Source organism: Thermosynechococcus sp. HN-54 (assembly GCF_023650955.1).
In the GTDB taxonomy this organism is placed as follows: domain Bacteria; phylum Cyanobacteriota; class Cyanobacteriia; order Thermosynechococcales; family Thermosynechococcaceae; genus Thermosynechococcus.
In genome coordinates, this window is record NZ_CP098039.1 from 1,117,913 (window position 1) to 1,130,214 (window position 12,302).

13 protein-coding genes and 1 tRNA gene are annotated in these 12,302 nt (G+C 53.4%); 11 read left to right on the top strand and 3 right to left on the bottom strand.

The annotated features are described in order from the left end of the window. The first annotated feature begins 92 nt into the window (after window positions 1–92). The 9 genes from NBE99_RS05335 (at window position 93) to NBE99_RS05375 (ending at window position 7,575) form a co-directional block, all read left to right on the top strand. Window positions 93–1,427: a CmpA/NrtA family ABC transporter substrate-binding protein gene (locus tag NBE99_RS05335; RefSeq protein ID WP_250683447.1), complete on the top strand. Its 1,335-nt coding sequence runs from the start codon at window positions 93–95 to the stop codon at window positions 1,425–1,427. A gap of 34 nt (window positions 1,428–1,461) precedes the next feature. Continuing rightward, a complete protein-coding gene (gene ntrB / locus NBE99_RS05340; RefSeq protein WP_250683448.1) occupies window positions 1,462–2,298 on the top strand; it encodes a nitrate ABC transporter permease in 837 nt (278 codons plus the stop codon). Window positions 2,299–2,307: 9 nt separating this feature from the next. Continuing rightward, window positions 2,308–4,284 carry a nitrate ABC transporter ATP-binding protein gene (locus NBE99_RS05345; protein ID WP_250683449.1) on the top strand — a complete coding sequence of 659 codons (1,977 nt, stop codon included), beginning with the start codon at window positions 2,308–2,310 and terminating at the stop codon, window positions 4,282–4,284. 54 nt (window positions 4,285–4,338) lie between these two features. After that, window positions 4,339–5,160, top strand: coding sequence for a nitrate ABC transporter ATP-binding protein (locus NBE99_RS05350; protein WP_250683450.1), 822 nt, complete (start codon window positions 4,339–4,341; stop codon window positions 5,158–5,160). Between the two features lie 111 nt (window positions 5,161–5,271). Beyond that, the gene (locus tag NBE99_RS05355; protein ID WP_250683451.1) at window positions 5,272–5,511 is read left to right on the top strand and encodes a hypothetical protein; all 240 of its coding nucleotides are present in this window, start codon (window positions 5,272–5,274) and stop codon (window positions 5,509–5,511) included. A gap of 3 nt (window positions 5,512–5,514) precedes the next feature. Further along, window positions 5,515–6,231 (top strand): ABC transporter ATP-binding protein, encoded by a 717-nt coding sequence (locus tag NBE99_RS05360; protein ID WP_250683452.1) that lies wholly within the window; start codon window positions 5,515–5,517, stop codon window positions 6,229–6,231. Window positions 6,232–6,249: 18 nt separating this feature from the next. Further along, window positions 6,250–6,322, top strand: a tRNA-Arg gene (locus NBE99_RS05365). Between the two features lie 19 nt (window positions 6,323–6,341). After that, window positions 6,342–6,818: a DUF4164 domain-containing protein gene (locus NBE99_RS05370; RefSeq protein WP_250683453.1), complete on the top strand. Its 477-nt coding sequence runs from the start codon at window positions 6,342–6,344 to the stop codon at window positions 6,816–6,818. A 40-nt stretch (window positions 6,819–6,858) separates the two neighbouring features. Continuing rightward, window positions 6,859–7,575 (top strand): DUF4079 domain-containing protein, encoded by a 717-nt coding sequence (locus tag NBE99_RS05375; protein WP_250683454.1) that lies wholly within the window; start codon window positions 6,859–6,861, stop codon window positions 7,573–7,575. On the opposite strand, the gene NBE99_RS05380 is transcribed toward NBE99_RS05375, so the two are convergent. From NBE99_RS05380 to NBE99_RS05390, 3 genes are read right to left on the bottom strand one after another with little or no spacing between them, the layout of a single operon-like run. Next, complete coding sequence (locus tag NBE99_RS05380) at window positions 7,576–8,181, bottom strand: heme-copper oxidase subunit III (protein WP_250683455.1); 606 nt, start codon at window positions 8,179–8,181, stop codon at window positions 7,576–7,578. Between the two features lie 19 nt (window positions 8,182–8,200). Then, entirely contained in the window at window positions 8,201–9,862 is a 1,662-nt protein-coding gene (gene ctaD / locus NBE99_RS05385) for a cytochrome c oxidase subunit I (protein WP_250683456.1), read from the bottom strand. A 33-nt stretch (window positions 9,863–9,895) separates the two neighbouring features. After that, entirely contained in the window at window positions 9,896–10,882 is a 987-nt protein-coding gene (locus NBE99_RS05390) for a cytochrome c oxidase subunit II (RefSeq protein ID WP_250683457.1), read from the bottom strand. A 191-nt stretch (window positions 10,883–11,073) separates the two neighbouring features. Here NBE99_RS05390 and NBE99_RS05395 point away from each other — a divergent pair, with 191 nt between their 5' ends. Together NBE99_RS05395 and NBE99_RS05400 are read left to right on the top strand one after the other, a co-directional pair. Beyond that, window positions 11,074–12,072 carry a phosphodiester glycosidase family protein gene (locus tag NBE99_RS05395; RefSeq protein WP_250683458.1) on the top strand — a complete coding sequence of 333 codons (999 nt, stop codon included), beginning with the start codon at window positions 11,074–11,076 and terminating at the stop codon, window positions 12,070–12,072. Between the two features lie 66 nt (window positions 12,073–12,138). Next, complete coding sequence (locus tag NBE99_RS05400) at window positions 12,139–12,291, top strand: photosystem II reaction center X protein (protein WP_149818106.1); 153 nt, start codon at window positions 12,139–12,141, stop codon at window positions 12,289–12,291. The last annotated feature ends 11 nt before the right edge of the window (window positions 12,292–12,302 follow it).

Below are 12,302 nucleotides of genomic sequence, written 5' to 3' on the forward strand. Positions count from 1 at the left end.
CACCGTGAATTGGAAACATTGCCCCCAGACTCGGTGTTGGGGGTACAGGTTCTTTTGTTAATGAATTAGTTCTTCTCGATATAGGTTCCGCTATGTCTCAATTGTCGCGTCGTCGCTTTTTAATGACTGCCACTGCTACCGCCATGGGGGCGATCGCCCTCAAAGGATGTGCGCCTGCTCAAAATCCCCAAGGACAGCAACAGGGCGGGGGTACGACCGGTGAAGTAGAAACCGACACGATTAAATTAGGGTTTATTCCGATTGTTGAATCAGCCCCCCTGATTATTGCTAAAGAAAAAGGCTTCTTTGCCAAGCATGGCCTCACCAATGCTGAACTCTCGAAGCAAGCCAACTGGGCTAGTGCGCGGGACAACGTGGTGATTGGTTCTGCCGCCGGCGGCATTGATGGGGGTCAGTGGCAGATGCCCATGCCCTACCTGATCAGCGAAGGCATTATCACCCTCAACAACCAGAAAGTGCCGATGTACGTTTTGGCACAGTTAAATACCCAAGGGAACGGCATTGCTATTTCTGGTGCCAACAAGGGCAAGGGGCTACACCTGAAAATCGCCGATCCCGACTACATTAAAGGGTTTGCTGCCAACAATGGCCGCAAGTTCAAAGCCGCCTACACCTTCCCCAATGCCAACCAAGACCTGTGGATTCGCTACTGGTTTGCCGCCAATGGCATTGACCCCGATCGCGACATCGAACTCCTAGCCGTTCCTCCCGCTGAAACGGTTGCCGGCATGCGCAATGGGACAATGGATGCCTTCAGTACCGGTGATCCTTGGCCCTTCCGCATTGTCAGTGATGATATTGGCTTTATGGCCACCCTAACGGCACAGATGTGGCCCTATCACCCCGAAGAGTACCTAGCGGTGCGCGCTGACTGGGTAGATCAGCATCCCAAGGCAACCAAAGCCCTCCTCAAAGCAGTGATGGAAGCTCAGCAGTGGTGCGATGACAAAGCCAACCGCCCTGAACTCATTCAAATTTGTGGCCGCCGCGAGTATTTCAACATTCCAGGCAATATCCTCACTCCTCCCTACGAAGGCACCTACACCATGGGCGATGGCCAGCCGAACTTCAACGACTTTAACGTTGGCCCGCTCTATTGGCGAGATCCCAATGGCAATAGCATCTCCTATCCCTACAAGAGTCATGATCTCTGGTTCTTGACTGAAAACCTGCGCTGGGGCTTCAATGCCGACAAACTCAAGGATTTCGACAACATCAAACAAATGATTGGTCGCGTCAACCGCAGCGATCTCTGGCAAGAGGCTGCCAAAGAATTGGGGGTACCGGCGGCTGAAATTCCCACCACCGACTCACGGGGTGTAGAGACCTTCTTTGATGGCATCAAGTTTGATCCCGATAACCCCCAAGCCTATCTCGACAGCCTCAAAATCAAGGTCAAGCTCTAGCCATTGTTATTGTGATCTAAATTAGGAGACTTCCATGGCTGTTGCATCTGTGCGCCGTAATGGCAATGTCAATCCGCTGATAAAGTTTCTGCGCCAGCGGGGTGCGGATTTTTACCTACCAATTATGGGCGTGATCGGATTTCTCGTGGTTTGGCAGATTCTGTCGTCAACAAAAATCCTGTCGCTCCCTGGCCCGATTCAGGTGTTTGCCGATGAGCGTAGTCGCTATCTGATCTTTCATCCCTTTTACTACAACAGCCCCCTTGATCAAGGGTTGGCACGGCAGACGCTGATTAGTTTGACTCGCGTTGCCCAAGGCTATGGGTTGGCTGCCGTTGTCGGAATTACCCTTGGCATTTTGGTGGGCACGAGTAAAGTGCTGAATAAGTCCCTCGACCCCATCTTTCAATTTCTGCGCATGGTAGCACCCTTGGCGTGGGTTCCCATCTCCCTTGCAGCTCTGCGCCAAAATGAACCCGCCGCCATCTTTGTGATCTTTATTACCTCCATCTGGCCAATTCTCATTAACACCGCTGTGGGGGTACGGGAAATTCCCCAAGACTACAAAAATGTGTCGCGGGTACTGCGGCTCTCGAAGAAGACCTTCTTTTTGAAAATTCTTCTCCCCTCGGCACTGCCCTACATTTTCACGGGCTTGCGGATTGCCATTGGCTTGGCATGGCTGGCGATTATTGCGGCGGAAATTGTGATGTCGGGGGTGGCGGGCATTGGCTTCTTTATCTGGGATGCCTACCAGCAAAACTACGTCACCGAAATTATTGTGGCAGTGGTCTATATCGGCGCCATTGGCCTGATGTTGGATCGCTTGGTGGGCTTTCTACAAAGCAAAATTGCACCGGCAAATCGCTAGGAGGACATCATGGGCGTTTTTGTGGCTGTGGATCAGGTGGAGAAGGTCTTTGACCTCGCCAATGGGGGGCAGTATCTTGCCCTCAAAGGGATTGATCTGACGATTCAAAAGGGGGAGTTTATCTCGCTGATTGGTCACTCCGGCTGTGGCAAGTCCACGTTACTAAATATGATTGCCGGTTTAGACCTGCCCACCTCAGGGGTGGTGACGTTGGAGGGACAGCGGGTGCGCCAACCAGGCCCCGATCGCATGGTGGTGTTTCAAAACTATTCCCTACTGCCGTGGTTGTCGGTGCGGGACAATATTGCCCTTGCTGTAGATGAGGTTTTGGATCATCTCACCCCTGCTGAGCGGCGGCAAATTGTCGAGTCCCATATTGATTTGGTGGGGCTGCGTCCCCATGCTCACAAGCCACCGACAATGCTCTCTGGCGGCCAAAAGCAACGGGTGGCGATCGCCCGCGCCCTCGCGATCCAGCCGAAGCTACTGCTGTTGGATGAACCCTTTGGTGCCTTGGATGCCCTCACACGGGGCAATTTGCAAGAACAACTGATGAAGATCTGTGAAGCCCAGCAGGTGACGGCGGTGATGGTCACCCACGATGTGGACGAGGCGGTGCTGCTCTCGGATCGGATTGTCATGCTCACCAATGGTCCCGGCTCCAAAATTGGCGGCATTCTCGAGGTGGATATTCCCCGGCCGCGGCAGCGAATGGCCGTTGTCGAACACCCCAGTTACTACAGTCTGCGCAGTGAAATCATCTATTTCCTCAACCAGCAAAAACGGGTGAAACAGTTGCAGGCGCGGCGCAAACCGGCCATTGCCCGCCATGGTCTCGAAAAAACGAACTTGGAAATTGGCTTTGTGCCCTTGACCGCCTGCGCTCCCATTGCCATTGCCTACGAAAAGGGGTTCTTTGCCCACCATGGCCTTGAGGAAGTCTCGCTTGTGCGGGAGAGCAGTTGGCGGGGAATTGTGGATGGGATTGCCGCAGGCTACCTCGATGCCGCGCAAATGCCGGCGGGGATGCCGGTGTGGTTTACCTGTGGCGGTCATGAAGAGCAGCCGCTGCCTGTGGTCAGTGCCCTCACCCTCAGCCGCAATGGCAATGGCATCACCCTGAAAAAGGAATTTGCTGAGCAGGGGATTCGGACGCTCAATGACTTTCACCGCTACTTGCTGCAAACGCGCGATCGCCCCCACCGTTTGGGGATGGTGCATCCCTCCTCCATGCATAATCTCCTATTGCGCTACTGGCTAGCGGCAGGGGGTATTCACCCCGATCATGATGTCCACCTCCAGACGATTCCACCGGCACAAATGGTGGCGGATCTGCGCTCTGGCAGTATTGATGGCTATTGCGTCGGTGATCCTTGGAATCTGCGGGCGGCTAAAGAGGGGGTGGGCTTTACGATTGCCAGCGACATTGACATTTGGGCAGGACATCCGGGGAAAGTCCTAGGCGTGCGCGAAGATTGGGGGATGGCCTATCCCAATACCCACATTGCCTTGGTCAAAGCCCTACTGGATGCCTGTCGTTACTGTGCCGACCCTGCCCACAGTGAGGAGATTAAGCAAATCCTCAGCCGCAAGGCCTATGTGGCCACCAACCCTGAGTATTTAGAACTGGGGGTGGATCAAAATGGTGGGCCTGTGCATCATCTGTTCTTTGGCGACGGTGTGAATCGTCCTAGCCGCACTGAGCACCTGTGGATGATGACCCAGATTGCCCGTTGGGGCACGATTCCCTTCCCACGCAACTGGGTGGAAATTCTCGAGCGGGTGTGTCGAGTGAGTGTCTTTAGTACAGCGGCGCGGGAGTTGGGACTCTTGGATATTAAGTATCGCACTGGGCCGATCCAACTCTTTGATGGCACCACATTTAATGCCGATGACCCCATTAGCTATCTCAATAGCCTAGAGATCAAGCACGAGGTGTATATGGCAGAAATTCCCTTGAATTTGCCCCTGCCACGCGCCGCCTAAGCCCAATATGTCAGACGATTGGAGTTACCCATGATTAGCCAAGGAAACCGAGCCATGACTACCCCCGTTGCCGTAGTCTCCCCTGAATCCTTTTTGCGCCTAGAGCAGGTGAGCAAAGTCTATCCCACCCAGAAGGGGCCTTTTACCGTGCTGACGGATATTACTCTCGATATTCAAGCGGGGGAGTTTATCTGCGTCATTGGTCACTCTGGCTGTGGCAAAACCACCTTACTCAATATGGTCTCGGGCTTTGTGCGTCCCACCACCGGGGAAGTACGCCTCAAGGGACAACCTATCAAGGAGCCGGGGCCTGATCGCATGGTGGTATTTCAGAACTATGCCCTCTTGCCGTGGTTAACGGCCGCTGAAAATATCTATCTGGCAGTGGATGCTGTCTGGCCGCAGAAGTCTCGTCCGCAAAAGATGGCGATCGTCCGTGAGCACTTGGCAATGGTGGGCTTGGCGGAAGCGGCCAATAAATATCCGGCGCAGTTGTCAGGGGGGATGAAACAGCGGGTGGCGATCGCCCGTGCCCTTGCGATTCGACCCGAGATCCTCATTCTGGATGAACCCTTTGGTGCCCTCGATGCCATCACCAAGGAGGAACTGCAAGAGGAATTGCTCAACATTTGGCAGGAACACCGCTGCACCGTGCTGATGATTACCCACGACATTGATGAGGCGCTGTTTTTGGCCGATCGCTTGGTGATGATGACCAATGGCCCTGCTGCCAAAATTGGTGAAATCATGACCATTCCCTTCCCACGTCCGCGCGATCGCGAGCGCATCCTCGAAGATCCCACCTACTACCAACTGCGCAACGATGCCCTTGACTTTCTCTATCGTCGTTATCATCTCGACGAAGAGGCAGAGTAGATCTTTTCTACCTGCCCTGCAGGAAGGAAAGAAAACAAAAGTCTGCGCCACCACTGGCCATGGGTGTGCGTATAGGATTTAGGATAGTGGCAGTGCTCTTGGATTTCTCAGATGGCCAGCTTATTTGACCAAAACTTTCGCTATACCGATCGCGCCCGCGCCATCTTCAAAGAACTGCAACGCAATCTCTATCCTATCTATATGGAGCTACTCGAAGAAGGGTTCTCTCCTCGGGAAATTACTGCCCTCGTCACCAGTGCTGCTGCCCAAACCGAAAATGCCGCCATTGCTGAATGGGAAGAGGCGAGGGGTGGCTCCCCCGAACCGGAGGAATCACAGACCACGGCCTAGGGGATGAGTTCTCAAGCGCGCATTTTGGAAATTGAGTCCCTGAGTGTCCACTACGGTGGCATTTGTGCTCTGCGCGAGGTGAGTCTGGCCATTGAAGCCGGGGAGTGCATTACCCTTGTGGGTGCCAATGGTGCTGGCAAAACTACCCTCCTGCGAGCCATCTCTAAACTGGTTCCCAGTAAAGGCATTATTCGCTTCGCCGGCCAATCCATTGCAGGGCGATCGCCCCATGAATTAGTGCAGTTGGGCATTGCCCACTGTCCAGAGGGGCGTCAGGTACTCGCTCGCCAAACTGTGCGGGATAATCTCCTCCTTGGTGCCTACTGCCGTCGAGATGAGGCCGAAATTTACAAAGACCTAGAAGAACAACTCACGCGCTTTCCCAGACTACGGGAGCGGCAACACCAACTCGCAGGCACCCTGAGTGGCGGTGAACAGCAAATGCTGGCGATCGCCCGTGCCCTGATGAGTCGTCCTCGCTTACTGCTCCTTGATGAACCCAGTTTAGGCTTAGCACCCAATTTAGTGCGGGAAATTTTTGCCATCTTGGCTGAACTGCGGGAACAGGGGATGACAATGTTACTGGTCGAGCAAAACGCTCACCTAGCCTTGCAATTGGCCGATCGCGGTTATGTCCTTGAAGCGGGTCAAGTGACCCTCAGCGGTAGTGCAGCAGATCTCCTGCATGATCCACGGGTTCAGCAAGCCTACCTCGGTTAATGCTATGATTAGAGGGTTGGACGTGTGGCTCAGTGGATAGAGCATCAGATTCCGGTTCTGAGGGTCGGGGGTTCGAATCCCTCCACGTCCGTTAATCAAGCATCAGCATCATGACTGAACCCGTTACCCGTTCCGAATTGAGCCAAGTCTTGGATGCTATCCAAGGAATGCAAGGGAATTTGCAGTCAATGCAGGCTGCCATTCAAGCTATAGACAAAAAGCTGGATATTCACATCGCCACTAGTAACGAGAAATTCCAAAGGCTTGAGGACAAAATTGATACCGTCGAGGCCAAACTTGAACAGCGTATCAACGCCGTTGAAGCCAAACTTGAGCAGCGCATCAATGCTGTCGAAGCCAAGCTGGAACAACAGATGAATGCTGTGGAGGCCAAACTTGAGCAGCGTATCAATTCCATAGAGGTACAGTTAGGGCAGCGGATTGATACGGTAGAGTCCACATTGCAGGACATTTCTAAGCGACAAGCGGGCACGGATGCACGGCTATGGGGATTCCTAGTGACTCTGTTGGTGGCCACGGTTGGATTACTGACAAAAGTGCTGTTTTTTGATTTGCCTCGCCCCTAGATTCGTTACCTTAAAGCTGGCCTTATCGTTCTTAGCCAGTATGTTTCTCAACCTCAAAGACATCATTTTGCTGTTGCATCCCATCTTGGCTTGCACATTTGTCTTCCCCGTAATTGGTATCACGACGTTCTTTGCCCTGCAAACGCGGCAGCGTCGCCTCAAAGACACCACCTCAATTCCTGCCACAGTCGGCAGTTTGCACGTGAAATTGGGCAATCTCTTAGCCGCTGCCGTCATTGGTATCACATTGGTTGCCTTGGCCTATTCAGTGGTGTTTGGATTTCAGGGCTTCTTGATGCAGGCGGAGAATCAGAGACTGCAACCACTCTCTGTTGTTCTCGTGGCGTTGATGTTTATTGTCACCATTGCTGCAACGGTGCTTCTGTATCGCGCTCAATCGAAGCTATGGCGTGCTGTTTTTGCCACGCTCTCAGGGATGGGGGTGATCATTCTGGCCTTTCAGCCGGGGGTCTTTCGCCGTGATGATGAGTGGTGGGTGTCCCACTTTTACTTTGGCTTGGCGGCTGTGATGCTGATGATTTTTTCTGTGGCCATTGTGCGAGAGATTTACCAAGATCGATCGCTCACGTGGCGGCGAATTCACATTGGCTTGAATTCCCTTGCTTTGGTTCTCTTTTTATTGCAGGGGATTACGGGTACCCGTGACCTCTTGGAAATTCCCTTGAGTTGGCAAGCACCCGTGGTCTATCAGTGCAACTTTGATCCGCGATCGCCCCAGTTCAAGACCTGCCCTTAACTAAAAGCGCGTGAGGATGTACAGCAGTGTGAAGAGGATAATCCAAATCACATCGACAAAGTGCCAGTAGATCTCAGCCATGGCCACCCCCGTATGCTTGTGGGCGTTGTAATGTCCGGGGCGGCGCGATCGCCAGATCACCCCCAAAATCAGCAAAATCCCCACAAAGACATGGAGGCCATGGAAGCCCGTCATCACATAGAAACAGTTGGCAAAGACATTCGTGCGTAGGCCATAGCCAAGGGTGAGGTACTCATAGATTTGACCACCCAAGAACACCGCTCCCATCGCCGCCGTGATCCAGTACCACTTGCGCATGCCCCGCACGTCATTCTTTTTGATGGCGACATCACCGTAGTGGATGACAAAGCTACTGGAGATGAGGATGATCGTGTTAATGGTGGGCACAAGAAGTTCCACCTCAGTGCCTTCCGGTGGCCATTGCTCATGCATCCCCCGCAGGAGGAGATAGGCGGCAAAGAGACCCCCAAACATCAGGGATTCAGAAATCAAAAAGACCAGTAACCCCAAGACCCGAAAATCAGGGTGCTCATGGACATTCTCGACGGTGATAGCCGTCCCTTGAGAGTCAACGGTACCTTGCATGGCTTGCTCCTAAAGTGTCCTACTCTTCCTCATCCTCATCCTCATCGGTGCTTTCCTTGCGCTGCTCAATGCCGTAGTCGTAGGGACCTTTGGTGACTACGGGGAGCACTTCCCAGTTTTCAATCAGCGGCGGTGAACTGGTCGTCCACTCTAAGCTCAGACCGCCCCAAGGGTTATCACCGGCAATTTTGCCCTTGTTCCAACTCCAGATGATGTTAATCAGGAAAGGAATGATTGAGAAGGCCAAGACAAAAGCACCAATCGTGCAGATCAGATTAATTGGCTCAAACTGGGGGTCATACATCGCTACCCGGCGGGGCATCCCTTTGAGGCCCAACTCATGCATCGGCAAAAAGGTCAGGTTCGTGCCAATGAACGTCAGTACAAAGTGGAGAATCCCCAGCCGCTCATCGAGGAGCCGTCCCGTCATTTTGGGGAACCAGTGGTAAATCCCCGCATAAAGACCAAACACCGAACCGCCAAAGAGCACATAGTGGAAGTGTGCCACCACATAGTAGGTATCGTGGACGTGAATATCCACAGGAGCAGTCCCCAAGGTCACGCCACTGAGGCCACCGAGGACAAACATTGACAGTAGACCAATGGCAAAGAGCATGGCACTGTTGAGGCGAATTTTGCCGCCCCAGAGGGTGGCGACCCAGCTAAAGATTTTCACGCCCGTCGGCACGGCCACAATCAGCGTCGAGATCGTGAAGAACATCCGCATCCAAGGGGGCGTACCGCTGGTGAACATGTGGTGTACCCAGACAAAGAGACCCACGCAGCAGATGGCCAAACTGGAGTAGGCGATCGCCTGATAGCCAAAGATGGGCTTACGGGCATGAACCGGAATCACCTCAGACATAATGCCAAAGATCGGCAAAATCATCAGGTACACCGCCGGGTGAGAGTAAAACCAGAACAGGTGCTGGTAAATAACAACGTTCCCACCGGCATCCGGTTTGTAAAACGAGGTGCCAAAGTTAATATCAAATAGCAGCAAAATCAGCCCCGCCGCCAGCACGGGAGTTGACACTAGCGCCAGCAGGGAGGTCGCTAGCATCGCCCAACAGAATAGGGGCAATTGATTCCAGCGCATACTGGGCACTTTCATTTTCCAGATGGTGACAATGAAATTCACCGATCCCATAATCGAGGAGGTGCCCACAAGGACGATCGCCAGAATCCACATACTCTGAGCAGTGGTGGCCGTGATCGTACTCAAGGGGGGATAGGAAGTCCAACCCGCTTGGGCACCCCCAAACAGAAAACTGGCCAAGAGTAAGGCTCCCGCCGGCGGGTTCAGCCAAAAGGCTAGGGCATTCAAGCGGGGAAAGGCCATATCCCGCGCCCCGATCATCAAGGGCACCAAGTAGTTGCCAAAGCCACCAATGGCGGCGGGCACCACCCACAGGAAAATCATGATCGTGCCGTGGTTGGTGAGGAAGGCGTTGTAAAGATTCGGGTCAAGAAAATCAGAGTTTGCCGTTGCTAGCTCCGTGCGCATGGCCACTGCCATCAGGCCGCCAATCAAGTAAAAAATAAAGGCAGTGACCAAGTATTGAATGCCAATCACCTTGTGATCAACATTGAAGGTGAAATAGTCGTACCACTTCCACACCTTGGGATGCTCAGGGAGCGACAAGGGGGTATCTACTAGCGGCAGTTGTGCTTGCGCCATAACTCTCTCAAGAATGCAACAGTAGGAAGAAAACTAAAACTTTGCCGGAGACGGGTGGTGGGTCATTGCTTGCACCTGTGCCACCAATTGGGGGGTTACCCCCATCTCCTCAACGTGGCGATCGCTCAGGGAGGGGACCACTGGAGCCGTTGCGATCGCTTGGTTTTGACTGCGCCACGTTTCAAAATCATCTGGAGTATGCACGATCACCTGCGTGCGCATGGCACCGTGGTAGCCACCACAGAGTTCAGCACAGACGACGGGGTATGTCCCCACTTTAGTGGCCTTAAAGCGCAGTTCAGTAGGCACACCCGGAATCGCATCCTGCTTCAAGCGAAACTGGGGCACCCAAAAGGAATGGATCACATCCCGCGCGGAGATATTTAATTGAACATCCTTGCCCACTGGGATATGCAATTCGCCGGAGACAATGCCACTGTCGGGGTAGGTGAAAATCCACGCATACTGCATGCCCGCCACGTCCACCACTACATCTGGGGCTTTGCCTTGAACATCAGGACTGGCACCAATGCCAATTTCAGGGGTTTGCGCTGCTGCTAAGAGGGCAGTTGCATCGCTCGTGGTTTTCGAGGGAGCCTCGGCCACAACCGCCACCGCTGGTTTGGGCGTATGCATTGAGTGCATGGCATGATCCCCTGGATTCAGTCCCCCCATGCGCTGGAAAATATCCACGCTGTAGATACCAAGGAAGATCACAATCAGGGCAGGAATTGCTGTCCAGAAGGCCTCTAGGGGTAAGTTGCCCTCTACGGGTAGGCCATCCCCTTCCTCACCGGCACGGCGGCGATAGCGAATGACAAAGAGGATGATCGCACCCTGTACCACCAGAAAGAGGGCAGTACCAATTGTGAGCATAATGTCAAAGAAGTTATCCACCAAGGGAGCCTGCTCAGAGGCCTGTTCCGGCAGCAGGCCATGGTGATGTCCAACCCAAAAGCTAATCAGGGTGACAACAACGCCAGCGGTGAGTGTCCAAATTGAAGCGGGTATTTGTTCCATGGTGCCAAAGCGTCCAGAAAATCCCACCCTGATCCTAGGCAGATTCCCTGAGGATGTGGGTTAAAAGAATCTAAAGATTTATGTTGATTTATTCACTATCCTTAAAGCAGCTTGGGGATAGAATCAACTGTTTTTGCGTCCTAAGTTAGAGATAGCCCACTGAAACTGAAGGCTGTGCCGGAGGAAAATAGATGCTGAGTGTGCTGCCTTGGGTTAGCGTCTCATTAGCCACTGTCCAGTACTCGACCCATAGAGTGGATCAAACGCAGGTATACATGGTGGCTGCGCCGATGGCGGACTATCGGGTCGTCATGACAGAACCGGCACCCAATGGCCAAGATACCTATTTAGAAACGACAGCAGCTTTTGCGCGGCGGACGGGAGCTGTGGCAGCGATGAATACCAATTTTTTCCGCTGGTTGCATGCTCAATCCCTGCCCTCTTTTCAGGATTATCAAAAATGGATCATGGGGGAGTCCCATCCTGAGGGCATTAGTTACCGAGCACTGCGGCAAACATGCTTGAGCGGTCGAGGCAGTATTCCAGCGGGGGTTCTCGGAGCCTACATCGTGAATGGTCAGGTGGTGCGTCCCTATGAGGGGGGCTATTCAGGAGTGGTGCATTTTCCTGCCCAAGGAGGGATTGAGTTTTATCACGGTAGGTTGCCAGAGCAGCCCTTTAATGTGGTCAGTGGCTCGCAGCAACTTTTAGAAGGCGGCAGGAAGCTACCCGTCGATGGGAGCGATCGCACGTCGCCAAAGGCGATTCTCGGCAGACGGGGCAATGAATATATTTTCGTCGTCAGCGATGGGCGGGGCAATGGCGGTTCGCCGGGGGTCTCCTTTCCCCAGCTTCAGGCGTTTTTACTGGAGCAGGGTGTAACTGATGCAACGGCGGTGGATGGTGGCGAATCAGCAACATTGGTGGTGCAGGGACAAGTCAAAAATCATCCCCGCGATCGCTACTGTGAACTGGCTCGTTGGCTCCCCGCTCCCACGCTCACGTGGGTCAATCCGGAGGAAGAGGCTCGCGAAGCGGCGATGGCCATGGGGCGATCGCTCAGACCTGTTGGCGCCAATATCGGCTTAGTCCCACGAGAACAAACCCGAGGTGCCCTTTCCTTTGCGTTTTGGGAGCGGATTCAGCAGCGGCTACTGACGCGATTGCGGGCTTGGCGGCACTGGGTCTAATTCCTGAGAAGGGAAGCCAGATTTTGTTAAAATCCTAGTGTTCACTTTGACCTGCAAGCAACAGCCATGATTCACTCTGCGTACCCTCTACTGTTGACGATTACCCCTTCCCTCAAAGGGTTCTTTATTGGGCTATTGTCTGGCGCAGTGGTTTTGGGTTTAACCTTTGCTGCCTTGATCACCATTAGTCAAATTGACAAAGTGCAGCGTTCTTCCTAGGCGTTAGACCA

What these genes read in the sequence shown, in the direction of transcription:
- NBE99_RS05335 (WP_250683447.1), top strand. Translation starts at nt 93, where the DNA reads ATGTCTCAATTGTCGCGTCGTCGCTTTTTAATGACTGCCACTGCTACC.
- ntrB (WP_250683448.1), top strand. Translation starts at nt 1,462, where the DNA reads ATGGCTGTTGCATCTGTGCGCCGTAATGGCAATGTCAATCCGCTGATA.
- NBE99_RS05345 (WP_250683449.1), top strand. Translation starts at nt 2,308, where the DNA reads ATGGGCGTTTTTGTGGCTGTGGATCAGGTGGAGAAGGTCTTTGACCTC.
- NBE99_RS05350 (WP_250683450.1), top strand. Translation starts at nt 4,339, where the DNA reads ATGACTACCCCCGTTGCCGTAGTCTCCCCTGAATCCTTTTTGCGCCTA.
- NBE99_RS05355 (WP_250683451.1), top strand. Translation starts at nt 5,272, where the DNA reads ATGGCCAGCTTATTTGACCAAAACTTTCGCTATACCGATCGCGCCCGC.
- NBE99_RS05360 (WP_250683452.1), top strand. Translation starts at nt 5,515, where the DNA reads ATGAGTTCTCAAGCGCGCATTTTGGAAATTGAGTCCCTGAGTGTCCAC.
- NBE99_RS05370 (WP_250683453.1), top strand. Translation starts at nt 6,342, where the DNA reads ATGACTGAACCCGTTACCCGTTCCGAATTGAGCCAAGTCTTGGATGCT.
- NBE99_RS05375 (WP_250683454.1), top strand. Translation starts at nt 6,859, where the DNA reads ATGTTTCTCAACCTCAAAGACATCATTTTGCTGTTGCATCCCATCTTG.
- NBE99_RS05380 (WP_250683455.1), bottom strand. Translation starts at nt 8,181, where the DNA reads ATGCAAGGTACCGTTGACTCTCAAGGGACGGCTATCACCGTCGAGAAT.
- ctaD (WP_250683456.1), bottom strand. Translation starts at nt 9,862, where the DNA reads ATGGCGCAAGCACAACTGCCGCTAGTAGATACCCCCTTGTCGCTCCCT.
- NBE99_RS05390 (WP_250683457.1), bottom strand. Translation starts at nt 10,882, where the DNA reads ATGGAACAAATACCCGCTTCAATTTGGACACTCACCGCTGGCGTTGTT.
- NBE99_RS05395 (WP_250683458.1), top strand. Translation starts at nt 11,074, where the DNA reads ATGCTGAGTGTGCTGCCTTGGGTTAGCGTCTCATTAGCCACTGTCCAG.
- NBE99_RS05400 (WP_149818106.1), top strand. Translation starts at nt 12,139, where the DNA reads ATGATTCACTCTGCGTACCCTCTACTGTTGACGATTACCCCTTCCCTC.